23 protein-coding genes and 1 pseudogene are annotated in these 21,600 nt (G+C 65.3%); 15 read left to right on the top strand and 9 right to left on the bottom strand.

Translation table 11 applies throughout. From position 1 onward, the window contains the following. Positions 1-67: 67 nt before the first annotated feature. Positions 68-868: an SDR family NAD(P)-dependent oxidoreductase gene (locus tag AC1DYS_RS14245; RefSeq protein ID WP_477900155.1), complete on the bottom strand. Its 801-nt coding sequence runs from the start codon at positions 866-868 to the stop codon at positions 68-70. Positions 869-978: 110 nt separating this feature from the next. On the opposite strand from AC1DYS_RS14245, the gene AC1DYS_RS14240 reads away from it, so the two are divergent. Both AC1DYS_RS14240 and AC1DYS_RS14235 read left to right on the top strand, forming a co-directional pair. Next, positions 979-1,533, top strand: a complete 555-nt coding sequence (locus AC1DYS_RS14240; protein WP_477900153.1) for a MarR family winged helix-turn-helix transcriptional regulator — start codon at positions 979-981, stop codon at positions 1,531-1,533. A 129-nt stretch (positions 1,534-1,662) separates the two neighbouring features. Then, a complete protein-coding gene (locus AC1DYS_RS14235; RefSeq protein WP_477900151.1) occupies positions 1,663-2,886 on the top strand; it encodes a PQQ-dependent sugar dehydrogenase in 1,224 nt (407 codons plus the stop codon). Positions 2,887-3,133: 247 nt separating this feature from the next. On the opposite strand, the gene AC1DYS_RS14230 is transcribed toward AC1DYS_RS14235, so the two are convergent. The 4 genes from AC1DYS_RS14230 to AC1DYS_RS14215 all read right to left on the bottom strand — a co-directional run bounded on the left by AC1DYS_RS14230 (position 3,134) and on the right by AC1DYS_RS14215 (position 6,618). Next, entirely contained in the window at positions 3,134-3,499 is a 366-nt protein-coding gene (locus AC1DYS_RS14230) for a hypothetical protein (RefSeq protein WP_477900149.1), read from the bottom strand. Between the two features lie 67 nt (positions 3,500-3,566). Further along, positions 3,567-4,781, bottom strand: coding sequence for a PAS domain-containing protein (locus AC1DYS_RS14225; RefSeq protein WP_477900147.1), 1,215 nt, complete (start codon positions 4,779-4,781; stop codon positions 3,567-3,569). Further along, positions 4,778-5,893: a sensor histidine kinase gene (locus AC1DYS_RS14220; protein WP_477900145.1), complete on the bottom strand. Its 1,116-nt coding sequence runs from the start codon at positions 5,891-5,893 to the stop codon at positions 4,778-4,780. The genes AC1DYS_RS14225 and AC1DYS_RS14220 overlap by 4 nt, the downstream gene beginning before the upstream one ends. A gap of 11 nt (positions 5,894-5,904) precedes the next feature. After that, positions 5,905-6,618, bottom strand: a complete 714-nt coding sequence (locus AC1DYS_RS14215) for a winged helix-turn-helix domain-containing protein (protein WP_477900143.1) — start codon at positions 6,616-6,618, stop codon at positions 5,905-5,907. A gap of 219 nt (positions 6,619-6,837) precedes the next feature. On the opposite strand from AC1DYS_RS14215, the gene AC1DYS_RS14210 reads away from it, so the two are divergent. The 11 genes from AC1DYS_RS14210 to AC1DYS_RS14160 all read left to right on the top strand — a co-directional run bounded on the left by AC1DYS_RS14210 (position 6,838) and on the right by AC1DYS_RS14160 (position 16,439). Further along, complete coding sequence (locus AC1DYS_RS14210) at positions 6,838-7,323, top strand: cupin domain-containing protein (protein ID WP_477900141.1); 486 nt, start codon at positions 6,838-6,840, stop codon at positions 7,321-7,323. A gap of 38 nt (positions 7,324-7,361) precedes the next feature. Further along, positions 7,362-8,759: an FAD-containing oxidoreductase gene (locus tag AC1DYS_RS14205; protein ID WP_477900139.1), complete on the top strand. Its 1,398-nt coding sequence runs from the start codon at positions 7,362-7,364 to the stop codon at positions 8,757-8,759. Between the two features lie 250 nt (positions 8,760-9,009). Beyond that, complete coding sequence (locus AC1DYS_RS14200; RefSeq protein WP_477900137.1) at positions 9,010-9,315, top strand: BufA1 family periplasmic bufferin-type metallophore; 306 nt, start codon at positions 9,010-9,012, stop codon at positions 9,313-9,315. A gap of 61 nt (positions 9,316-9,376) precedes the next feature. Continuing rightward, the gene (locus AC1DYS_RS14195; RefSeq protein ID WP_477900135.1) at positions 9,377-9,874 is read left to right on the top strand and encodes a DoxX family protein; all 498 of its coding nucleotides are present in this window, start codon (positions 9,377-9,379) and stop codon (positions 9,872-9,874) included. Positions 9,875-9,885: 11 nt separating this feature from the next. Next, positions 9,886-11,208: an NAD(P)/FAD-dependent oxidoreductase gene (locus tag AC1DYS_RS14190; protein WP_477900133.1), complete on the top strand. Its 1,323-nt coding sequence runs from the start codon at positions 9,886-9,888 to the stop codon at positions 11,206-11,208. Positions 11,209-11,220: 12 nt separating this feature from the next. Continuing rightward, positions 11,221-12,006, top strand: coding sequence for a 3-hydroxybutyrate dehydrogenase (locus AC1DYS_RS14185; protein ID WP_477900131.1), 786 nt, complete (start codon positions 11,221-11,223; stop codon positions 12,004-12,006). Positions 12,007-12,032: 26 nt separating this feature from the next. Beyond that, complete coding sequence (locus AC1DYS_RS14180; RefSeq protein WP_477900129.1) at positions 12,033-13,097, top strand: patatin-like phospholipase family protein; 1,065 nt, start codon at positions 12,033-12,035, stop codon at positions 13,095-13,097. A gap of 29 nt (positions 13,098-13,126) precedes the next feature. Further along, a complete protein-coding gene (locus AC1DYS_RS14175; protein ID WP_477900127.1) occupies positions 13,127-13,795 on the top strand; it encodes a carbonic anhydrase in 669 nt (222 codons plus the stop codon). Between the two features lies 1 nt (position 13,796). Continuing rightward, positions 13,797-14,786 carry a YeeE/YedE thiosulfate transporter family protein gene (locus AC1DYS_RS14170; RefSeq protein WP_477900125.1) on the top strand — a complete coding sequence of 330 codons (990 nt, stop codon included), beginning with the start codon at positions 13,797-13,799 and terminating at the stop codon, positions 14,784-14,786. Continuing rightward, the gene (locus AC1DYS_RS14165) at positions 14,783-15,082 is read left to right on the top strand and encodes a BufA1 family periplasmic bufferin-type metallophore (RefSeq protein ID WP_477900123.1); all 300 of its coding nucleotides are present in this window, start codon (positions 14,783-14,785) and stop codon (positions 15,080-15,082) included. Before AC1DYS_RS14170 ends, AC1DYS_RS14165 begins: the two co-directional genes overlap by 4 nt. Before the next feature lies 1 nt (position 15,083). Continuing rightward, a complete protein-coding gene (locus AC1DYS_RS14160) occupies positions 15,084-16,439 on the top strand; it encodes an adenylate/guanylate cyclase domain-containing protein (RefSeq protein ID WP_477900121.1) in 1,356 nt (451 codons plus the stop codon). On the opposite strand, the gene AC1DYS_RS14155 is transcribed toward AC1DYS_RS14160, so the two are convergent. The 3 genes from AC1DYS_RS14155 to bufB are packed head-to-tail and all read right to left on the bottom strand — an operon-like array spanning position 16,349 to position 18,580. Continuing rightward, positions 16,349-16,918 (bottom strand): 6-phosphogluconolactonase, encoded by a 570-nt coding sequence (locus AC1DYS_RS14155; RefSeq protein WP_477900119.1) that lies wholly within the window; start codon positions 16,916-16,918, stop codon positions 16,349-16,351. The two genes, AC1DYS_RS14160 and AC1DYS_RS14155, sit on opposite strands and share 91 nt — an antisense overlap. Then, entirely contained in the window at positions 16,915-17,691 is a 777-nt protein-coding gene (locus AC1DYS_RS14150) for an HvfC/BufC family peptide modification chaperone (protein ID WP_477900117.1), read from the bottom strand. The genes AC1DYS_RS14155 and AC1DYS_RS14150 overlap by 4 nt, the downstream gene beginning before the upstream one ends. Further along, positions 17,681-18,580, bottom strand: a complete 900-nt coding sequence (gene bufB, locus AC1DYS_RS14145; protein ID WP_477900115.1) for an MNIO family bufferin maturase — start codon at positions 18,578-18,580, stop codon at positions 17,681-17,683. Before bufB ends, AC1DYS_RS14150 begins: the two co-directional genes overlap by 11 nt. Before the next feature lie 100 nt (positions 18,581-18,680). Here bufB and AC1DYS_RS14140 point away from each other — a divergent pair, with 100 nt between their 5' ends. Together AC1DYS_RS14140 and AC1DYS_RS14135 are read left to right on the top strand one after the other, a co-directional pair. Continuing rightward, positions 18,681-20,672 carry a sensor histidine kinase gene (locus tag AC1DYS_RS14140; RefSeq protein ID WP_477900113.1) on the top strand — a complete coding sequence of 664 codons (1,992 nt, stop codon included), beginning with the start codon at positions 18,681-18,683 and terminating at the stop codon, positions 20,670-20,672. Then, complete coding sequence (locus tag AC1DYS_RS14135) at positions 20,669-21,295, top strand: response regulator transcription factor (RefSeq protein WP_477900111.1); 627 nt, start codon at positions 20,669-20,671, stop codon at positions 21,293-21,295. Before AC1DYS_RS14140 ends, AC1DYS_RS14135 begins: the two co-directional genes overlap by 4 nt. Positions 21,296-21,445: 150 nt before the next feature. On the opposite strand, the pseudogene AC1DYS_RS14130 reads toward AC1DYS_RS14135, so the two are convergent. Then, positions 21,446-21,587: pseudogene (locus tag AC1DYS_RS14130) on the bottom strand (IS66 family transposase); the annotation flags it as partial. Positions 21,588-21,600 lie beyond the last annotated feature (13 nt).

Raw genomic sequence — 21,600 nt, 5'->3', positions numbered from 1 at the left:
GCTGTCCTTGGGGAAATCGAACTGAGAAAGAAGAAGGCGAATGGCGCCAACGTTCGGTTGGCCGGATTCAAGCGACCCTGTAGCGCGGGGCCGGCTTTCCAGCCTGGGTGTTGGCGAACAGTGCGGAGCGAGCTACCTCGTACTTGTCCCACAGGCTTGCATCGGCGACTGAGGGCCACGTGATCGTTTCGCCTTGGTCGAACCCCGCGAGCGCCGCATCGACCATGTTCTCGGTCGTCATCAACGTGTCCTTGTTCAGGGCCGCCAGCGGGACGCCCGACAGATCCCAGATCTCGGTGGCTGTCGATGCCGGCAGGACCAGCTGAACCTTCACCCCGGTTTCAGCCAGTTCTTGCTGCAGGCCTCTGCTGTACTGCATCACGAAGGCCTTGGTGCCGCTGTACACGGCGCTGATCGGCAGCGAGTGGATGCCCAAGGCGGACGAGACGTTGATGACCAGGCCCTGTTTCCTCGCGACGAATGCGGGCACGACGGCTTGAGTCAGGCGCGTCAGTGCTGTGATGTTGAGGGCGATCTGGGCAGCCACGTCGTCTGCAGGCATCTGGGCAGCCGGTGCCAGACGTGCAAGACCGGCGTTGTTCACCAGGACGCGCAGGTCTTTGTTGGTGGACAGGATCGTTTCGATCCGCGTCAGGTCTTGATCCTTGGTCAGATCAGCCACGATCGCCTCGGCTTTGATACCGTGCGCCTTCGAGACCTGCGCGCAGAGTGCTTCCAGCCGGTCAGCGCGTCGCGCGACAAGGATCAGGTCATATCCGCGCGCAGCGAGGCGATCCGCATAGACAGCTCCGATGCCGGAGGAAGCCCCCGTGACAAGGGCGACTTTTTTAGGGTTGGTGTTGGTCATTGATGGCTTTCGAATAAAATTGAGCACTCAACTAAAAAGATTGAGGGCTCAAATGTAGTGTTGATCGATCGGCTCTTGCCGATGGTGCGGTACTCAACCTTTTTCAAAGTATGGGAACTTCCAAAAAGCCTGTTGACGCGGAAGACAGCCTCGCCACGCTCGCCGAGGAGCAGGACCTTTTGGGCGGACGGGTCTGCACGAACACCGCACTGCGCCTCGCGGCGCGCCGGCTTGGCCAGCTATACGACGAAGCACTGGCGCCGTTGGACCTGAAGGCCACGCAACTCGCGCTCATCGCTGAAATTGCCAAGCTCACGGGCACCGATCACCAAGGACCGGCGCTGCAGGACTTGGCCGCCCGGCTCGCCATCCAGCTATCGGCGCTAACCCATGCGCTCAGGCCGCTGGTGCGTGACGGACTCGTCGAGTTGCGCCAAGACGCCCAAGACCGGCGAACCAAACACGGCGTTCTCACGCCGCTTGGCAAGGCCCGGCTTTCGGAAGCCGTGGTGCGCTGGGCCGCAGCAAACGACCAGGTGGAGGCTGTTCTCGGCCCGGCCTCGGCTGCGAGCTTGAGGGCATTGGCCGATCAGGTGGCTTCTGACGAGTTTCTGGTCGCATACAGGGCAGAGAGCCAACTTCCGTCGCCGTCGGAGACGAAGTAGACACATCTCGGTCGGCTGTCGCACAGCTTCTGGACGGCAACAAGAACGACGAACAGGTTCGAGCGCATGAACTGCGCTATCGGGAGCCAGATTTGCTCCTTGCTGGCACAGCAACTGTTCGGAGTCCCCATGAAGACAAATGCCTTCCGCCTCGTGCTTGCACCGTCGCTTCTTATGGCTTGCGCGGCAGCCTCGTCGCAGACCTCACCTTCGAATTGCCAGCCGCTGGAGGCCAGGGCAGCCAATGCGCCGTCCCAGCGACCCGCCTTCGCGGGCCAAACGCGCGCCTGTGCTGCTCCGCGCAGTGCAGCGGTAAAGGTGACAGTGCTGGCCACCGGTCTGGTCAAGCCGTGGGCGGTGGAACCGCTGCCGGACGGCACCTTGCTGGTCACCGAAAAGCCTGGGCGCATGCGCCTCGTATCCGCCAGCGGCCAAGTGGGCGCACCGCTCGCTGGTCTACCGGCCGTCGATGCACGCGGGCAGGGCGGTCTTCTCGACGTGGCGCTCAGCCCCAGTTTCGCGTCTGATCGCACGGTCTACTGGAGCTATTCGGAACCTCGCTCGGGTGGCAACGGCACCAGTGTGGCGAAGGGCGTGCTGTCGGCAGACCGCACACGGCTGGAACAGGTCAACGTGATCCTGCGTGCGTCGCCCACCTATGACGGTGACAAGCACTTCGGCTCCCGTCTCGCATTCGGCCCGGACGGCATGCTCTACGTCACCACCGGTGAAAGGTCGGACCGGGTCACACGGCCGCAGGCGCAGCAAGCGGACAGCCATCTCGGAAAGATTCTGCGCATCCGGCCCGACGGCAGCGTGCCGCCGGACAACCCGTTTGTCGGGCGGGCAGGCTTCCGCCCGGAGATCTGGACCCTCGGGCAGCGCAACATCCAGGCTGCGGCGTTTGACCAGCGCGGCGGACTCTGGGTGGTCGAGATGGGCACTCGAGGCGGCGACGAACTGAACTACATCGAGAAAGGCAAGAACTACGGCTGGCCTCTCATCGCATATGGCGAGGAATATTCCGGCCTGGCGATCGGTGAAGGCGCCACGGCGCGCGAGGGCCTCACGCAACCCGTGTACTACTGGGACCCTGTCATCGCTCCCTCAGGCGCGCAGTGGTACACCGGTGACGCGTTTCCCGCCTGGAAAGGCAATCTGTTCGTCGGCGGGATGAAGGACAGGAAACTGGTGCGCCTCGTCGTCGAGGGCCAGCGGGTGGTTGGCGAAGAATGGTTGTTGACAGAGCGAGGAAAGCGCATTCGCGACGTCAGGCAGGACGCAGCCGGGGCGCTGTTCATCGTGACCGATGAGGAAGACGGCGAGCTGTGGAAGATCACGCCAGGGAGTTGATCAAGTCATGCGCAAACACGATCGGCTCTGGAGCTCGGGGACGTTGTCGAAAGCGGCTGGCGTGCAGCTCTCCAGACCATTAGGACCGGAGACCGAATCCACGGTCCCGGCATGTCTGGGCAGCTGCCGCGCCGGTAGCTACATATGCGCGACAATGTATATTATGTAAACTGCACCGGATCGTCTCTCTCTGGCCTCGCGGGATCAACATGCCACCTCGCTCGATCTGTCGGTAGCACGCCATCGCTCACCTCGTCGCCTTGGACTGCCTCAGTGCGACGTAAGTCCAAATTGCGCCGGCGAAGTCGGCGGCGCCAAAGAGGACCAAGACTGGACTCGCAATGCCGAGGACAGCGAATGCCGCGAATGAAGCGAGAACAAGGACTCGTGTGTATACCGATGCTTGGAAGACTTCGGTCGCTTCAGCCCTCGCTGCAAACCAGTAGTACACGCCAATGTTGATGACGAGGACTCCGACGACGCGGATCCAAACCTCTTCGGTACGAGGCATGCCAAAGACCGAGAGCAGTAAGTTTGGGATGAAAGCGAGCCCGACGCCGAGAGCCAGCAGATAGATGCCAAACGCCTTGACACTGAACGCAGCCTTGGACATGACCTCTCCATTGTTTTGTCTTTGAGGCAACCACATTCTTGCACCCCTGGAACAGCGAATCCGGGTTTCAACAACCGCTCGCCACCCCCAGGCCTTGCAGCCGGGACAACGCGCGGCTCAACTCGATCTCTACACCCGCCCGGGCCGCAAAGATGCGATAGACCGATTCGACCAACATGTCCTCGCCCATGGGTGCCGCATGAACGAATGCCAGATGGCCGATCACGTTCCCGTCGCGCGCATGGATGGGCAAACCAAGGTAACTCTCATATTCGGCCTCACGCGGAAAGAGCTGTGCCAGGCAGTCGTTGTGGAAGACGAGCGTGTCGTCCTGGATGACTCGTTCGCAGGGCGTGCCTGCGAGTTCGTACTCGAAGTTGTGGACGAACTCCCCTGAGCGCCAGAACGCGAGCGTGCGCGCCTCTGTCGCCGGGCGGTTGACACATTCGGTGATGAAGGCGCAATCGACACGCAATGCGTGAGCAAAGTTCTCGACAAGCGACTTGAAGAAAGCCTCTCCGGAGTGGCCCGCTGTGCCGTTGGCAATGGCCTCGACGATGCTTTCCACACGCTTGAGCTGGGTGATGTCGGTGTCCAGGCCAACCATGCGGTACGCCCGCCCGCTGGCGCGCCGCAGCGCGGTGCCGCGCGACAACACCCAGCGGTAGCGGCCGTCGGCGTGCAGCAAGCGGTGGGGGTGCTCGTAGCGTTCCGCCTCACCGCACACGTGGGCCTTGAGCGCACCAATGGCTGCATCACGGTCTTCCGGGTGCAACCGCTGCTGCCACTGTTCGATGGGCAGGCTGTCGCCGCAATCGTCAAAACCCAGCATGTGTTTCCATCGCGGTGAGCACAGCATGCGCCGACTGGCCAGGTCCCACTCCCACAGGCCATCGTTGGCCCCGCGCACCGCTGCCACGTAGCGCTCTTCGCTCAGGCGCAGTGCATCTTCCATCTGGCGCGAGTGCGACGCCACTTGCTCCAGCGCCCTGCTCTGCCGTGTTGACGCGTGCTGCAAGTCCGAAACGCGTGTAGCCATGTCGCACCACTCACGGGTCGACGTGGCAGCAGAAGCTTTCCCATCCAGCGCCGCCCGCAGGGCGCGGATCCCTGTCAGCACCCATCGTTCGTTCGCCAGCGCCTGCAAGCTCACCCAGCCGAGCGCTACGACGGTCAAGGCGAGCGCCGGCACGGTTGGCAGCATTCCCGGCACGAGAGCCAAGCACGCGGCCGCCAGCAGCATGGCAAAACTCGGAAGCAACAGCAGCAGGCGAATGTTCATGCAGCCTCCCTCGTGTCTGGGTCAGCAACGGGCAGATCGAAACTGAACACCGTGCCGACACCAACGGCGCTTTGAACCTGGATCTCTCCGCCGTGCAGCGCGACGATGCGCTGCGTGATCGCCAGGCCCAGACCGGCATGGTGATGCGGCGCGTCAGGTGATTCACTTTGAGGTGTGGCAACGCCTTGCGAGAACTCGATGCGTGGTGCCTGAAAGTAGCGGTCGAACACATGTGCAAGGTTGGCGTGTGCAATGCCACAGCCGTTGTCACGCACTCGCACCTGCACGCGCTGCGCTGTGCCTTCGACTTCGATGGCCACCTGGCCGCCCGCCGGCGTGTGGCGCAAGGCGTTCTCCACCAGGTTCTCGAGGGCTCGCTCGACCAGACCGATGTCTCCCACGACCGCGGGCGCTGCGGCGTCGATGCCCAGTTGAACGCTGACCCCTCGGGCGCCGGCTGTCTGCTGGAACTTCTGCGCAATGTCCTGCGCAAGTTCCGATACGGAAAAAGCCTCGCCTTGAACGCGCCCCGCCTGACCGTCGAGCTTGGTCAGCTCGAACAAGTCGGCCACCAATCGGCCCAGGCGTTCGGCATGCCGCGCGGCCACCTCGAGGCAACTTCGTTCCTCGGCCGGTGTCATCTCGCCGCGCCGCAACAGCATGGTCTCCAGGTAGCCCTGCATCAGCGTGAGCGGCGTGCGCAGGTCATGCGACACATTGGCCAGCAACTCACGGCGCTGGCTGTCCAGACGTTCCAATTGGCCGATCTGGCGGGCGATGTGGTCCGACAGCTCGCTGAACGAATAAGCCAGGCGGTCGATCTCGTCGCCTTTGGGGCAAGACCACTCGATGCGCCGAGGCTGTGTGAAGTTGCTGGCGCGAAACGATTCCATCTCTTCGGCCAACACTCGAAGCCGGCGTGTCAGCAAGTTGAACACCAACAACGCGGCCAGCAAGGCGAAGGCGATGGCTGCAGCGACCAGCTCTGCGCCCAGTTCAACGAGTTGCTGCAATTGCGGCATGCGCTGCGAAATGCCGACCAGCAGGGCACCGATGACGAGGAACATCCCCATCAACATCAGCGACAAGCGGCTCGACAGCGTGCCAGGCATGGTCTGCACCTTCACTGAATCTCGGGGCTGAGCTCGCAGCAGCGATAACCCACGCCCCACACGGTCTGGATGAACTCGGGCCGGTCGGGGTCGCGCTCGATCTTGGCGCGCAAGCGGTTGATGTGGGTGTTGACCGTGTGCTCGTAGCCGCTGTGGCCGTAGCCCCAGACTTGCTGCAGCAGCTGCGCTCGCGATGACACACGGCCCGGAGCGCGCGCAAAGTGCAGCAGAAGGTCGAATTCCTTGGCGGTCAGCTCTACCACCTCGCCACCCACCCGCACTTCGCGGCGCGGCACGTCGATGCGCAGGGCACCGAGGCGGATCGGCTGCTCGGTCTGTGCGACGGCGGGCTTGGCGGCAGCCGTGCGCCGCAGCAGCGCCTTGACCCGCGCCACGAATTCGGCCACCGAGAAGGGCTTGGTCAGGTAGTCGTCGGCGCCCAGCTCCAGCCCGAGCACGCGGTCGAGCTCGGATGACTTGGCCGTGAGCATCAGGATGGGAACGCGCGTCTCGCGCGCACTCAGGCGGCGGCAAATTTCCAGGCCGTCCATGCCCGGCAGCATCAGGTCGAGCACCACGAGCTCGTAGCTGCCCCGCTCGGCCTCGGCCAAGCCGGCCAGACCGTCGGCGACCCAGTGCACATCGCAGTTGATGGCCGCCAACTGCAGCTCGATCAACCGGCCGATGTCGGCGTTGTCCTCGATCACCAAAACGCGTCGGTTCATGGGGCGTCCTCCTGAGTGCGAAGCATAGGCAGCACGCGGCCTGCTTCCTATGCGTGCAGATGCGCAAGCGATTGCGGGGACTACGCAGAGCCCGGCTGGAATGTGATCGAAACGTGAGCCTCGTTTGACGTCGGCGTGAACCCCGGCGCCGACAGTTGATTGCAAGGCGGCGCTGATTCCCAGCAGCCGCCGAACACCCCCAACTGCCAGGAGAACCCCATGCCCTTCAATCGCAAGACTGCCATTCACGCCTTCATCGCCGCTGCCGTTGCCGCGCTCTCCGTCAGCGCATTCGCCGGCGAGTGCCCTGCTGACAAGCGCGTGCCCGATGGCCAAGGCCAGAAGCCCGGCCCCGGCGCCCCGGTCGGCGTGACCGACGTGGTGCGCAGTAGCACCGACCTGTCCAAGGAGCCGGCCAACATCAAGGGTCGCTTGTTCCGCCTGCGCGAGCTTCAGATGCAGCCGGGCGGCATCGTGCCTTGGCACAGCCACAACGAGCGGCCCGCCATGATCTACATCGTCTCCGGTGAGGTCGTCGAGTACGCCAGCAGCTGCGCAGTGCCGATCACGCACAAGGCCGGCGACGTGGCGCCCGAGAAGAACGGCACCTCGCACTGGTGGAAAAACGTGGGCGACAGCACGGCCGTGTTGATCTCGGTGGACCTGTTCCCCAACGCCTTGCACATGGACGAACACGCGATGTGACCTGCCCTCGCCCGCGCCACGCCACCACGGAGACAACAATGAAGAAACAGAGCTTTGATGCGATCGTCATCGGCAGCGGCCAAGCCGGCCCTTTTTTGGCCGCCCGCCTCGCCGCCGCTGGCAAGACGACGGCGCTGGTCGAGCGCGCACATTGGGGCGGCACCTGCGTCAACGATGGCTGCATGCCGACCAAGACGCTGGTGGCCAGCGCGCGGGCCGCGCACATTGCGCGCCGCGCCGCCGACTTCGGAGTGCTGATCCCCGGGCCGGTAGGCGTGGACATGAAGGCCGTCAAGGCCCGCAAAGACCGCGTCGTGCAGCAGGCGGTGAGCAACCTCACCGGCTGGTTGCAGGGCATGCCGAACCTCAGCCTCGTGTGGGGCCATGCGCGCTTCGTCGCACCGCATGAGGTGCAAGTCGACGAGCAGCTGCTCACCGCCCCGCACATCTTCATCAACGTGGGCGGCCGGCCTGCTGCCCCGGAGTGGCCTGGCCTCGACACGGTGCCGTTTCTCGACAGCACTTCCGTCATGGATCTCGAAGCGGTGCCCGAGCACCTGCTGATCGCAGGCGGCAGCTACATCGGTTTGGAGTTCGCGCAGATCTACCGCCGCTTCGGCGCCCGGGTCACGGTGATGGAAGCCGCGCCGCGCCTGATCGGCCGTGAAGACCCCGAGGTCTCGCGCGAGGTACAGATGATCCTGGAGCGCGAAGGCATCGAGTTCATCACCGGTGTGAGCGCGGCTCGTGTAGCACCGGCCGGGCGTGGCATCCGCGTTTCGCTGCAAGCCGGTGGCGCCGCGCACGAGCTCGAAGGCAGCCATTTGCTGGTAGCCACCGGCCGCCTGCCCAACACCGGTGACCTGGGTCTTGCGGCAGCCGGCATCGCCACCGATGCCCGCGGCTTCATCCGCGTGGACGACCAGTTGCGCACCAACGTGCCGGGCGTGTGGGCGCTGGGCGATGCGAACGGCATGGGCGCCTTCACCCACACCTCGTACAACGACTTCGAAATCGTGGCTGCCAACCTGCTCGACCGCGGTGGGCGCCGCGTCAGCGACCGCATTCCTGCCTACGCTCTCTTCACCGACCCACCTCTGGGCCGCATCGGCATGACTGAAACGCAGGTGCGCGCCAGCGGCCGCCCTGCCCTGGTGGGCGTGATGCCGATGACGCGGGTGGGGCGCGCCAAGGAACGCGGCGAAACGCAGGGCTTCATGAAAGTGCTGGTGGATGCCGAGACCCAACGCATCCTCGGCGCCGCCCTGCTGTGCATCGAGGGCGACGAGATCATCCATTCGCTGCTCGACATCATGGCCGCCGACGTGCCGTACACCGTGATCCAGCGCACGGTGCACATCCACCCGACCGTGAGCGAGCTGATCCCCACGCTGCTGGGCAGCCTGGTTCCTCTGGCCCTTGAAGCTGCGAGGTAAGCACGCATGCCTGCACTGCACCGTTCACTGTGTGCGCCCGTACGTTGTCTGCGGCTGTGGAATCCCCTCGCTGTGGACGGATCACGCCGAAGCCTCTCACTTCATCTTGTCCTCGTTCAAGCGCTCGTGCCGATCGATCGCATCGATGTGATCAAAACGTGAACCTTCGTTGAGCACTGCGTGAACCCCAACGACGAAAGTTCAGTTTCCAACTTCCCTCAACCCACTGTCGCTTCAAAGGAGTACTGACATGCAAACCACCACCAAATCCATGATCCACAACGCCCTGGCCGGCCTTGTTGCCCTGGGCCTTTCATCCACCGCCGCCACGGCCTTCGCGGCCAAGGGCGACACCGAAAAGTGCGCGGGCATCGTGAAGGCCGGGCAGAACGACTGCGGCACCAGCAAGAGCGCTTGCGCTGGCACCTCCAAGGTCGACCGCGAACCGGAAGCCTGGGTGTCGGTGCCCAAGGGCACCTGCGCCAAGATCGCTGGCGGCATGGTGACCGACAAGGCCGAGAACCAGCACGGCGGCGCAGCCGCGATGAAGAAGTAAGGCGGCATCAGGCCGCAGCGCGCCAACGTTGCGGCCTCCTCTACCTCTGCAGGAGACCACCGTGCAAACAGCTTCCCCCTCTCTCATCCCCACCGTTGCAACCACCGGCCTGCGCGCTCGCGCACTGGGGCTGGGCACGGTGGCCATTCGCTTGCTCGATCGCCTGTCACCGGTCGTCGACCTGGTGATCCGTGTCTTTGTCGCGAGCGTGTTCTTCAAGGCCGGCCTCACCAAGATCGCCAGCTGGAGCAGCACCGTCGCGCTGTTCGAGAACGAATACGCCGTGCCGCTGCTGCCGCCCGAACTGGCCGCCTTCATGGGCACTGGCGTCGAACTTATTTTCCCGGTGTTGCTGGTGCTGGGCCTGGGCTCGCGCTTTGCGGCCTTCGTGCTCTTCGTCTTCAACATCATTGCGGTGATCTCCTATCCCGACATCGGCGAGGTGGGCCTGCGCGATCACCAGATGTGGGGCTTGCTGCTCGTGGTAACGCTGCTGCACGGCCCGGGTGCCTTGTCGCTCGACCACCTGATTGCACGGCGCTTCAAGGCCCTGCGCTGAGGGGTGCCACCATGAAGAACATCGTCATCGTGGGAGGCGGCTTCGCGGGCACCACGCTCGCCAAGCGGCTGCTGCGCAACTTGCCGGCCGACCACCATGTGGTGCTGGTGAGCGAAGAGAGCTACACCACGTTCAACCCCATGCTGGCCGAGGTGGTGGGCGCGGCGGTGTTCCCCGAGCACGTGGTGGCGCCCATCCGCCAGATGCTGGGCACGGCTTCGGCCGATCGCAGCCAGTTCGTGATGGGCCGCGCCACCGGGGTCGATGTGGCACAGCGCCAGCTCAGCGTGCACACGCTGGCCGGCCCGCAGCGCATCAGCTACGAGCACCTGGTGCTCGCCTTCGGAACACGCGCCAACCTGACGCTGGTGCCGGGCCTGGCCGAGCATGCCTTGCCGCTCAAGCTGGTGGGCGATGCGATGCACATCCGCAACCGCGTGCTGCAGCGGGTGGCTCGCATCGAGCTCGAGAGCGACCCCGCCAAGCGCCGCGAGTTGGGCCACTTCATCGTCATCGGCGGCGGCTTCTCGGGCGTCGAGGTGGCCGGCGGACTGAGTGACTTCCTGCGTGACGCACGCCGCTACTACCCGCGGGTGCGCGCCGACGAGCTGAAGGTCACCGTGCTGCAAGACGCCGATCGCCTGCTGCTCGAATTGCCCGAATCCCTGGGGCTGGCTGCTGCGCGCTCTCTGCAATCGCGTGGTGTCGAGGTGCGGCTCAAGGCGCGCGCCGAAAGTGTCGCCGTCTCCGGGGTCACGCTCAGCGGCGACGAGTTCATCACCGGTGCCACCGTCATCTGCACCATCGGCACGCAGCCCAACCCCCTGGTGACTCAATTGCCTTGCGCCACGCAGCGTGGCCGCATCGAAACCCTGCCCGACATGTCGGTGGCGGGCTTGCCGGGCGTCTGGGCACTCGGCGATTGCGCGCTGGTCCGCAATGGCGAAGCCTTCGCGCCACCCACCGCGCAATTCGCCGTGGCCGAGGCACGCGCCCTGGCCGACAACATCACGGCGACCATCGCCGGTCGCGCCACCACGGCCTTCAGCCACCGCTCGCGCGGAATGATGGCCACCACAGGCCACCTGAAGGGCGTGGCCCAGGTCTTCGGCCTGCGCCTGAGCGGCCTGCCCGCCTGGATGCTGTGGCGCGCTTATTACCTGCTGCTGATGCCCACGCTCGGCCGCAAGGTGCGCATCTTCGTCGAGTGGACGTGGAGCATGTTCTTCGCCGCCGACATCACCCACCTGCGCTTCACGCGCACGGCGGAGGCCGATGCGCCATCGGCCCAGTCCATCACACAAACGCCTGCACAAACGCTCACCACCCCTTAGGAGAAATTCATCATGCAACTCACCCGGAAATCCGCCATCGTCACCGGCTCCACCAGCGGCATCGGCCTGGGCATCGCCCGAGCCTTTGCAGAGGCCGGTGCCGACGTCATGCTCAACGGCTTCGGCCATGCAGACGAGATTGAATTCACCCGCAGCGAGCTGCAGCGCGAGTTCGGCGTCAAGGTGCTGTACTCGGGCGCCGACATGAGCCAGCCGGAACAGATCCGCGCCATGGCCATGCAGGCCGCTGCACAGCTCGGCAAGGTCGACATCATCGTCAACAACGCCGGCATCCAGCATGTGGCTCCTGTGGAGGACTTCCCCGACGAGAAATGGGCCGCCATCCTGGCCATCAACCTGTCGTCGGCGTTTCACCTGATCAAGGCGGTGGTGCCCGGCATGAAGGCCCGAAAGTTCGGCCGCATCATCAACGTGGCCTCGGCGCACGGGCTGACCGCCTCGCCCTTCAAGTCGGCTTACGTGGCGGCCAAACACGGCATGGTCGGCCTGGGCAAGACGGTAGGCATCGAGCTGGCCGAATTCGGCATCACCTGCAACACCATTTGCCCCGGCTATGTGAAGACGCCGCTGGTCGACAAGCAGATCGTCGACCAGGCCAAGGCGCACGGAATCTCGCCCGAGAACGTGGTGCGCGACGTGCTGCTGGTGCACCAGGCACGCAAGGAGTTCGTGCGGGTGGAAGAGCTGGCTGCGCTCGCAGTCTTCTTGTCGTCCGACATGGCGGCCTCGATGACCGCCACGGCGATCCCCATGGACGGTGGCTGGACACAGCACTGACCTCTCACCCCTCACGAAAGCCCATCATGGACATGCGCGTCAAAGCCCGCCCTTCCCGCAGCAAAGCCGCGGCCAGCCAAGTCAAGCCCATCAACCTGGCCCTGCAAGGCGGTGGTGCTCACGGCGCCTTCGCCTGGGGCGTGCTCGACCGCCTGATCGAAGATGAGCGCATCAGCTTCGAAGGCATCAGCGCAACCAGCGCCGGTGCGATGAATGCCGCCGTGCTGGCCTACGGTTGGACGCAGGGCGGCCGCGACGGTGCTCGCGAAGCCTTGCGCAATTTCTGGAAGGCCGTGTCGGACGCCGGCACTCGGTACAGCCCCTACAAGACCTTCCCGGGCAGCTCGCAGTTCGGTGACTTCTCGCTCGACAAGTCACCCGGCTACCTGATGATGGACATGGCCACGCGCCTGATGTCGCCTTACGAGCTCAACCCGTGGAACTTCAACCCGCTGCGCGACGTGTTGGAAAAGCACGTGGACTTCGCGGCGCTGCGCGAGCATTCAGCGATCAAGCTCTTTCTGGCAGCGACGAATGTGGAGACCTGCAAAGTGCGCGTCTTCCAGTGCAGCAACATCACCGCCGACGCAGTGCTGGCCTCCGCCTGCCTGCCCAACCTCTTCCAGGCGGTCGAGATCGACGGCGAGTTCTATTGGGACGGAGGCTACGTCGGCAACCCTGCCATCTACCCGCTGATCTACAACTGCGACTCGCGCGACGTGGTGATCGTGCACCTGAACCCGATCGTGCGGCGCGGCTGCCCGCGCACCGCGGCCGAGATCATGAACCGTCTCAACGAGGTGAGCTTCAACTCCTCGCTGATGCGCGAGATGCGCGCCATCGCCTTCGTCACTTCGCTGGTCGAGCGCGGCAAGCTCTCACCGGGCGAAGCCAAGCAGATGCTGATCCATTCCATCCGCGCCGACGAAGAGATGGTGCAGCACGGGGTGTCGAGCAAGCTCAACTGCGACTGGACCTTCCTCAGTCACCTGCACACCAAGGGCCGCGCTCATGCCGAGCAATGGCTGCTCAAGCACTTCGACTCGATCGGAAACGAATCGAGCGTGGACATCCGCGACGAATTCTTGTGAACGGCGGACAGGGCCGAAGGAGAGCCGACATGATCGAACGCATTGAAGCGCTGCTGGCCAACAACAGGGCCTTCGTGACCGAGCAGTTGCGGCTCGATCCCGCCTACTTCGACAAGCTGGCCGAGGGGCAGCACCCGGAATTTCTTTGGATCGGCTGCTCCGACAGCCGTGTGCCGCCCGACCGCATCACCGGTACCCGCGAGGGTGACATGTTCGTTCACCGCAACATCGCCAACCTGGTGGTGCAGACCGACATGAACATGCTGTCGGTACTGCAGTACGCGGTGGAGGTGCTGAATGTGCAGCACGTCATCGTCTGCGGCCACTATGGCTGCGGCGGCGTGAAGGCGGCCATGGGCCACGAACACCACGGCTTGATCGACAACTGGCTGCGCCAGCTGAAAGACACGCAAGACTACTTCTGGCCGCAGCTCGCGCCGATGGACGAAGCCGCGCGCTTCAAGCGCCTCGTGGAGCTGAACGTGATCGAGCAGGTCTACAACCTGGGCAAGACCCACATCATCCAGAGCGCCTGGGCGCGTGGGCAGCGGCCCTTCATCCACGGCTGGGTGTTTGATCTGGGCAGCGGCTTGATCCACCCGCAAACCTCGATGATCAACAACAACCAATCGATCCAGGAAGTCTGCAAGTTCCATAACGGCATCGTCGGTCGGCCGGCGCAGGCCAAGGCGGCATGACATGGAACTGATGTGGTTCAGCGCCGCCGTGCTGGCCTCGGCCCTGTGTGCCGGTGTGATGGGTTTTGCCATCCAACGGGGCGCCACCTGCACGGTGGCAGCTGTGGATGAGGTCTTGAACAAGCGTCGCGCCAACCGGCTTTTGGCCATGGGCGAAGCCTCGCTGTGGGTGGCTGGCGGGCTGGCCTTGGCGAGCTTCGCCGGCTGGCATGCGGTGATGCCGGCCGCCTACCCGGTGAGCGCCTGGGTGGTGATCGGCGGTGCACTGCTGGGCCTGGGCGCCTGGGTCGAGAAGGCCTGCGTGTTCGGTGCCGTCGCGCGTTTTGGCTCCGGCGACTGGAGCTATGCAGCGACGCCGGTGGGTTTCTACGTGGGCTGCCTGAGCGTGTCGCGCGTCTTCGCGCCACCGGCCGCCCAGAAGCTGGCCGAGGCCTCCCCCGTGCTGGAGGCCGCAACCATCGTGGCGTGCATCTTCATTCTGTTTGCTGCGTGGCGCCTGCTGCCGCCGCTGTGGTCGGCGCGTTATCAAGCCAACGCGCGGCAACATCTGGCAGCCCGCGTGTGGGCGCCACATGCGGCCACCGGCGTGATCGGCGTGACCTTTGTGCTGATCCTGCTGCTGGTGGGCGTGTGGGCCTATACCGACGTGCTCGCCCAGTTGGCGCACGGCATGACGGCGCGGCTGGCGCTGGGCGTCGCCTTCCTGATGGCGCTCTACCTTGGCGCGGTGCTGGGCGGCTGGACTGCCGGTCGATTGGGCAGCACGCCAGCGACGATCCGCAGTGTGCTGCGTTGCTTCGGCGGAGGCTTGCTGATGGGTTGGGGCAGCTTGCTGATTCCCGGCAGCAACGACGGTCTGATCCTGATCGGCATGCCGCTGCTGCGGCCTTATGCCTGGATCGGCTTCGCGACGATGTGCCTGACCATCGCCGCCGCCATGCTCGCGCAACGCTCGCTGGCGCAAATGCATTGGCGCGGGAGCGCCACGTGAGCGAGCCCAAGTCGCACCGCGTGGGCAATGCCCTGGTGCTCGGTGGCGCCGTGCTGGTCGCACTGGCCGCTGTGCAGCGCTTCACCCATGCGCTGCCCGGCTCGGACGCCGAGTTCGCCTTGCAGCGTGAGCGCTGTTATGGCGTGGCACGCATTGGCCAGAACGACTGCGGCACCTCGCAACACGCCTGCGCCGGGCGGGCCACCTACGACAGATCGGCCGACGAATGGCTGAGCCTGCCGGCGGGCACTTGCGCTCGCATCGTGGGCGGTCACCTCAAGAGCGGAGGCGCTTGAGATGCTGGCGACCCTGCGCTCATGGCTTTTCACCGGTGCGCCAGCCGCTGCACCGGCCACGCTGCCACAGCGTGTGCAGCGCGAGCTGGAACACGAGCAGTTTCGCGCTGAGCTGCTCGTCACGGCCGTGCAGCTGATCCTGGTCGTGTTGCTGGCCGCACTGTATGCCTCGACGCCGGCCGGCTTTGCGCCGGACGCCCCCATCGAGGCCGCCCCGCTGGGCCTGGTTTTCTTCACCCTGCTGGCGCTGGTGCGCCTCTACACCGCTTGGACCGGCCAGCTGAGCAGGCCCGTGCTGGCCGCCGGCGTGGTGGCCGAGATGGTGGTGCTCTTGTTCGTGATCTGGGCCTACCACTTGCAGTACGAGCAGCCGCCGCAGTTCTCGTTGAAGAGCACGCAGTTCGTCTATGTGTTCGTGCTGATCGGCCTGCGGGCTCTGCGCTTCGAGCCGCTGTGGGTGGTGCTGTCGGGGCTCACCGCCGCCATCGGCTGGCTCGTGCTGGCCGTGCTGGCGGTTCAACAAGCGCCCGAAAGCCCCATCACCTGGGACTACGTGACTTCGCTGCGCTCGACACAGATCCACCCTGGCGGCGAATTCGACAAGGTGCTGGCGATCCTGGTGGTGACGGGCGTACTGGCCCTGGCGCTGGCACGGGCGCGGCATCTGCTCGAGCGCGCCGTCGCGCAACAGCGCGCGGTGGCCGATCTCTCGCTCTTCTTCGATGCGTCGGTCGCACAGCGCATCACCGGGTCCGAGGCAGAGGTGATGGCCGGCCAGGGCGAGCTGCGCGACGCGGCCATCGTCTTTCTCGACCTGCGCGGCTTCACCGCAGCGTCGATGAGCTTGTCACCCACCGAGTTGATCGCGCTGCTGGGCGAATACCAGCATCTGGCGGTTCCCATCATCAAGCGCCATCACGGCAGCATCGACAAGTTCATGGGCGACGGCATCCTGGCAAGCTTCGGTGCGGTGACGCCAGCCGCCGACTACGCCGCCAATGCGCTGCGCGCTGTCGATGACATCCTGCACGCTGTCGATGCGTGGCGTGCCCAGCGCCAGGCCAGCGGGCTGGCCGCACCTGACGTGGGTGCCGGGCTGGCGCATGGCGCGGTTGTGTTCGGCATCATCGGCGACGGCCAGCGGCTCGAATACACCGTGATCGGTGACGCGGTGAACCTGGCGGCCAAGCTGGAGAAGCACAACAAGGCCGAGCACACCCGCGCCCTCACCACGCGGGCCACCTACACGCTGGCGCAGTCGCAGGGTTACCGCGGCGACAAGCAGCTTCGCAGCGGGCGCACGGTGGGTGGCGTGGCTGTGCCGGTGGATCTGGCGGTGCTGGGCGACAACACCTGAGTGGCCGCCTGCAAGACAGCCCGGCTGAGCATGACCCGCGGTTGCGCAACTACCAGGCGCGCCGCATCAGCGGCCGCTCCGTCGTGGGCCGCACAGTCGGTCGCCAGCAGTACCCAATCAAACACGGGCAGCTCTCCAGCCTGCAAGCCGAACTGGGTGCGCAGCGTGCCCTCGTAGAGGCGGGCCGCGTCCACGGCGGAGATGTCGGCGCTGCGCGGCCGGTGCAGGTGACTGCGGGGAATGGGCAAGCTGATCAGCGCCTGTGACGAAGGCTCGTCCCAGCCGGCGTCCACAGCAAACAGTTGCACGCTGCGCCAGTCAATGCGGTGGAAGGCCGGCAGTGCATGCAACGCGACCAGCATGCCGGTGAGCGGCGGCCCGCCGCACAGCGCGGCGCGAAACTCCGCGCGTGTGGCCAGCACCTGCATGGCGGCCTCGGCGAAGCGCGCCGCCGCACGGGTCGATGGCGTGGCAATCATGACGCCCTTGCAAGGCCCACCAAAGTGCCCTCGGTGACGTGGTGCAGGATGGCGCCGGCCACGTCGAAGCCGGCCTCGTGGCCCAGCGCAGCGGCCACGGCATCACCCAAGCCGGCACCACTCGCCAGTGCTTGCAGCAAGGCGCATTCGGCCCTGCCCAGGCGTTCCAACACCACCTCGCCATGGCGGGCGGCGACGAGTACCGACTCCCCGCCGATATCGAGATCGACACCTTCCTCGGCGGCACCCGGCTGGTTGATCTGCCAGATGCGCAGCACCGGGTAAGGAGAAGTCACCAACTGCGCAGCCGGCTGCCATCGAAGGCCCACTTGCAAGCGGTCTTCGTCGGGCAGCGCTGCAATGTGGCCCAGCAGCTCGGCCGCATTGGCGGCGGGCAGCGCATCGGTGTGGAACACCTTGTGCCAGGCCCAGTCAAGGCGCGCACTGTCGGGCAGGTACGCCAGGCCACGCGCTGGCGGGAACTGGGCGAGGAACTCGGGCAGCTGACCGCCGAAGTCATGCAGGTTGCCGCTGCGCGAGGGATGCGCTGCAATGTACTCATGCGCTGCAAAGCGGAAGAAGCCTTCGCCCACGAGGTGCACGACGGTGGGGTAGACAGCGGCCAGCGCCGAGCTGAGGCTGTCGAACACGTTATGGCGGTAGATGTCCAGCCGCTGCCGTGGCGTGAGCTTGCCGCCGTGGACGTGCGTCATCGCGCGCTCGGAGCGCTCGAACAACGCGTCCATCACATCGGTTTGCAGCTCATGCAGCATGAGCCACGCTCAGGCTGGTCGCAGCGCTCAGCAGCCGGTGTTGGGCGCGGCCGGCTTCATCGAGCAGGCCGGCAAGCGGGGGCAGGTCGGCGTCCCATTCCACCAGCGTGGGCTTGGGGCCGAGGTACTGCAGCGCCGTTTCGTACAGGGCCCACACCGGCGCGCTGACCGGACGGCTGTGAGTGTCGATCAAGATCTCGGTCTCAGATCCGTCTTCGCCCTGAACGCGGTTCACGCTGTAGCCGGCCAAGTGCATCTCGCCCACCGTGTCGGCACGCATCGCCCGCAAATAGGCCAGCGGATCGAAGCCATGGTTGGTGGCGCTCACGTGAATGTTGTTGATGTCGAGCAGCACGCCGCAGCCTGCGCGCAGCGCCAGCGCGGCCAGAAAGTCCCATTCGCTCATCTCGGATGAGGTGAACTCCAGGTAGCTCGACACGTTCTCAACCAAGATGCGCCGGCCGAGGTGCTGCTGCACCTTGTCGATCCGATCGGCCACATGGTCCAGGGCTTCGCGGGTGTACGGCAGCGGCAGCAGGTCGTTGGCGTAGACGCCGCCGACGGAACTCCAGCACAGGTGGTCAGACACCAGCGCGGGCTCGACGCGATCTACCAACGACTTGAGCGCCGCGAGTTGCTGCTCGCTCAGGCGGTCGGCCGAGCCCAAAGACAGCCCCACACCGTGCAGGCTGACGGCGGTGTCCCGCCGCACATCGAGCAGTACTTCCAGATGGCGGCCGCCTGCGAAGAAGTTTTCGCTGTGCACCTCGACAAACGGCAATCGGGGCCGTGTGGCCAGGAACTCGGCGTAGTGGGCCGAGCGCAATCCAATGCCCGCACCTGTGGCGGGCAGCGGTTGTCTGTCGTCGCGATGGACAAGTTCATCCATGAAGTTCACTGTAGGCGGCACGCGCTGCGGCGACTATCCGTGCCCGCCGCAGCGCTTTTGCGGCCGCTACGGATGCCGCCGGGGTGCGGCCTCGTAGAGAATGAAAGCCCTCGCCCTGGAAGACCGGATGCGCATCGAGCCCGCCATCGAGCCTCCCCCGCCGAACCCGCACGCCTTGCTGCTTCAATCGCTGGAGCATGCGGTGGCCTGGCTCGATTTGAGCGGCCGGCTGTGCACTGTCAACCCCGCTTTGGCGAACCTCTTGGCCGGCCCAGCCGACCGCCTGCTGGGCCTGGCTTTGCGCGAATTCATTTCGGTCGATGGTCTGGCGAGCTGGGATGCCGCCTTTGGCGCTGCAAGCCGAGGTGAAACCATCTCCTGCGCGTGCAGCCTGCAAAGCCTGGATGGCCGCAGCCTGGCGGTCGAATTGGCACTGCGCCCCATTGCCGGGCCGTCAGGATCGATCCAGGGTTTCGCCTTGTCGGTGTCGCAACCCTTACGGCGCCGCGAAGACGACGACATGCTGCGCTGGATCGCGCGTGCCACGGCACCGCTCACCGGCGGCGACTTCTTCGAAACGCTGATGCGTCACCTGGCCGAGGCCTTCGGGCTGAGACGCGGCTTCATCGGCGAGTGCACCGACATTCCGGTCACGCGCGTGCGCACCCTGGCCTACTGGTTCGATGCGGCCATGCGGCCCAACTTCGAGTTCGCGGTGGCCGGCACGCCTTGCGAAAAGACACTGCGCGACGGGCACCTCGTGTGCATCCCCGAAGGCCTGAGCAAAGATTTCCCCGGTGCCGCCCGCATGAAGTTGGACGGGTACATCGGCGCTCCGATTCACGACACCGCTGGCAAGCGACTGATCGGCCATGTGGTGTTCGAAACCGAAGGCCGGCTCGACCCCGGCATCCTCGACAACCCCCTGTTCCAGATCTTCGTCTCTCGGGCCTCGGCCGAGCTGCGCCGCAAGCGTGCCGAAGACGTGTTGCGTGCGAGTGAAGAGAAATACCGGCTGCTGGTGGAGCACCAGACCGACGTGGTGGTCAAGTACGACAGTGCTCGGCGGCTGCACTTCGTCAGCCCCTCGTTCTGCCGCTTGTTCGGTCGGGAAGAAAGTACCTTGATCGAGCAGGCGTTCCGGCCGACTGTGGCCGATGAAGACAACGGGCGTTTTCTGGTGGCCTGGGAGGCGCTCGAAGCGCCGCCACACGAAACCCGCTTCGAGGAACGCGTGCTCACAGCCTTGGGCTGGCGCTGCATCGCCTGGTCCCAAAAGGCCATGCTCGACGCCGAAGGCCGTATTGAAGCCGTGGTGGCCGTGGGCCGCGATGTGACCGACCGGCTGCGCGCCGAGGAACAGGGCCGCCAGCACTTGCAGCAACTGGCCCATGTGGGCCGCATCAGCGCGATGGGTGAGATGGCCTCGGCTATCGCCCACGAGATCAACCAGCCGCTCACTGCGGTTCGCACCTATGCCCAGGCCAGCCAGCGCTTGCTGGCCCGCGGTGCGCAACCTGAAGATCTGAGCAACACGCTGGAGCGCGTAGCTGCGCAGGCCGACCGTGCGGCGGAAATCATCCGCCGCCTGCGCGGCTTCATGGCCAAGGAAGAGGTGCGCGCTGCGCCCGTCGCGCCCAACTTCATCGTGCGCGAAGTGGCCGACCTGTGCCGCCACGAGGCCCAACAAAACGGCGTGCAGATGCAGCTCGACCTCGCGGAAGGCCTGCCGCGCGTGGAGGTCGACTGCATTCAGATCGAGCAGATCGTGCTTAACCTGGTGCGCAACGCCATCGAAGCGATGCAGCAGCCGCCGCCAACCTCTGCACGCGAACTCACGGTGTCGACCCGGCGTGAAGGCGACGACGTGGTGATCTGCGTGCAAGACAGCGGGCCCGGCGTGCCGCCCGAGCTGGCGGCCAGCGTGTTCGACGCGTTTTTCTCAACCAAGCACGGCGGCATGGGTGTTGGGTTGGCCATCAGCCGCTCGATCGCCGAGGCACACCGCGGGCGGCTGTGGCTGGAAGACGGGACCACGGGCGGCGCGTGCTTCAAGCTCGCACTGCCCTTTGAACAGGAGAGACAACCATGACCGACGCCATCGTGCACGTGGTCGACGATGAAGCCGAGGTGTGCAACGCCGTGGCCATGCTGCTGCGCTCCGTCGGCCTGCAGTCGCGCACCTACGGCAGCGCGCAAGCTTTTCTCGAAGGTTACCGGCCGGGCACGCCAGGCTGCATCGTGCTCGACGTGCGCCTGCCGGGCATGAGCGGGCTGGAACTGCAAGAGCGCTTGCAGCAGTTGGGCATCACCTTGCCGGTCATCGTGATGACCGGGCATGGCGACATCCAAATGGCGGTGCGCGCCATGCGTGCCGGTGCGCTCGACTTTGTCGAAAAGCCCTTCAACGACCAGACACTGCTCGACCGGGTGCATGAAGGCGTGGCGCGCTCCATGCAATCGCACGATGCCGACGGCGAGCGCGCCCAGGTGCAAAGCCGCTACAACAGCTTGAGCGAACGGGAGCGCGAAATCCTGAAGCACGTGGTCGACGGTCGACCCAACAAGCTGATCGCCGACGAGCTGGGTCTTTCGACCCGCACCGTGGAGTCGCACCGCGCCCACATCATCGAGAAGATGCAGGCCAGTTCACTGTCCCATCTGGTGCGCATGGCGGTGATGGTGCTGCCCTCGAGCGCACGTTCCTGGCCTTGAAGCCTGGGGTACACGGCTGCTTCGATGGCTTGCTGGTGGCCGAAGGCGGCAAGACAAGTTGGGATCGGCTGAAGAAAGAGCCGGGGCGTCCATCGTGCACAACACCCGACGTATGGCGATCGCTTCCAGAAGCGGTTGGTCGTGATGACCGCAGACCAAGGTGCCTCGCCATCGATCAGCTTCGACGTCAAGGAAGTCCCTGGCATGCTGACCCGCGCGGCTCGGCGAAGTCGAAGACGACGGCGCGCATCGCGTTGAAGCCGGTCGTGCAGTAGCTCCAGAGGTAGGCCCTCATAGGCGCGGTC

The organism is Rhizobacter sp. P2_G4 (assembly GCF_056403575.1).
The sequence above is the reverse complement of the archived record's forward strand: the minus strand, read 5'-3'. Positions and strand labels throughout refer to the sequence as shown.

What these genes read in the sequence shown, in the direction of transcription:
- AC1DYS_RS14135 (WP_477900111.1), top strand. Translation starts at nt 20,669, where the DNA reads ATGACCGACGCCATCGTGCACGTGGTCGACGATGAAGCCGAGGTGTGC.
- AC1DYS_RS14155 (WP_477900119.1), bottom strand. Translation starts at nt 16,918, where the DNA reads ATGATTGCCACGCCATCGACCCGTGCGGCGGCGCGCTTCGCCGAGGCC.
- AC1DYS_RS14175 (WP_477900127.1), top strand. Translation starts at nt 13,127, where the DNA reads ATGATCGAACGCATTGAAGCGCTGCTGGCCAACAACAGGGCCTTCGTG.
- AC1DYS_RS14150 (WP_477900117.1), bottom strand. Translation starts at nt 17,691, where the DNA reads ATGCTGCATGAGCTGCAAACCGATGTGATGGACGCGTTGTTCGAGCGC.
- AC1DYS_RS14160 (WP_477900121.1), top strand. Translation starts at nt 15,084, where the DNA reads ATGCTGGCGACCCTGCGCTCATGGCTTTTCACCGGTGCGCCAGCCGCT.
- AC1DYS_RS14185 (WP_477900131.1), top strand. Translation starts at nt 11,221, where the DNA reads ATGCAACTCACCCGGAAATCCGCCATCGTCACCGGCTCCACCAGCGGC.
- AC1DYS_RS14215 (WP_477900143.1), bottom strand. Translation starts at nt 6,618, where the DNA reads ATGAACCGACGCGTTTTGGTGATCGAGGACAACGCCGACATCGGCCGG.
- AC1DYS_RS14210 (WP_477900141.1), top strand. Translation starts at nt 6,838, where the DNA reads ATGCCCTTCAATCGCAAGACTGCCATTCACGCCTTCATCGCCGCTGCC.
- AC1DYS_RS14235 (WP_477900151.1), top strand. Translation starts at nt 1,663, where the DNA reads ATGAAGACAAATGCCTTCCGCCTCGTGCTTGCACCGTCGCTTCTTATG.
- AC1DYS_RS14140 (WP_477900113.1), top strand. Translation starts at nt 18,681, where the DNA reads ATGAAAGCCCTCGCCCTGGAAGACCGGATGCGCATCGAGCCCGCCATC.
- AC1DYS_RS14180 (WP_477900129.1), top strand. Translation starts at nt 12,033, where the DNA reads ATGGACATGCGCGTCAAAGCCCGCCCTTCCCGCAGCAAAGCCGCGGCC.
- AC1DYS_RS14205 (WP_477900139.1), top strand. Translation starts at nt 7,362, where the DNA reads ATGAAGAAACAGAGCTTTGATGCGATCGTCATCGGCAGCGGCCAAGCC.
- AC1DYS_RS14245 (WP_477900155.1), bottom strand. Translation starts at nt 868, where the DNA reads ATGACCAACACCAACCCTAAAAAAGTCGCCCTTGTCACGGGGGCTTCC.
- bufB (WP_477900115.1), bottom strand. Translation starts at nt 18,580, where the DNA reads ATGGATGAACTTGTCCATCGCGACGACAGACAACCGCTGCCCGCCACA.
- AC1DYS_RS14230 (WP_477900149.1), bottom strand. Translation starts at nt 3,499, where the DNA reads ATGTCCAAGGCTGCGTTCAGTGTCAAGGCGTTTGGCATCTATCTGCTG.
- AC1DYS_RS14220 (WP_477900145.1), bottom strand. Translation starts at nt 5,893, where the DNA reads ATGCCTGGCACGCTGTCGAGCCGCTTGTCGCTGATGTTGATGGGGATG.
- AC1DYS_RS14170 (WP_477900125.1), top strand. Translation starts at nt 13,797, where the DNA reads ATGGAACTGATGTGGTTCAGCGCCGCCGTGCTGGCCTCGGCCCTGTGT.
- AC1DYS_RS14200 (WP_477900137.1), top strand. Translation starts at nt 9,010, where the DNA reads ATGCAAACCACCACCAAATCCATGATCCACAACGCCCTGGCCGGCCTT.
- AC1DYS_RS14225 (WP_477900147.1), bottom strand. Translation starts at nt 4,781, where the DNA reads ATGAACATTCGCCTGCTGCTGTTGCTTCCGAGTTTTGCCATGCTGCTG.
- AC1DYS_RS14240 (WP_477900153.1), top strand. Translation starts at nt 979, where the DNA reads ATGGGAACTTCCAAAAAGCCTGTTGACGCGGAAGACAGCCTCGCCACG.
- AC1DYS_RS14190 (WP_477900133.1), top strand. Translation starts at nt 9,886, where the DNA reads ATGAAGAACATCGTCATCGTGGGAGGCGGCTTCGCGGGCACCACGCTC.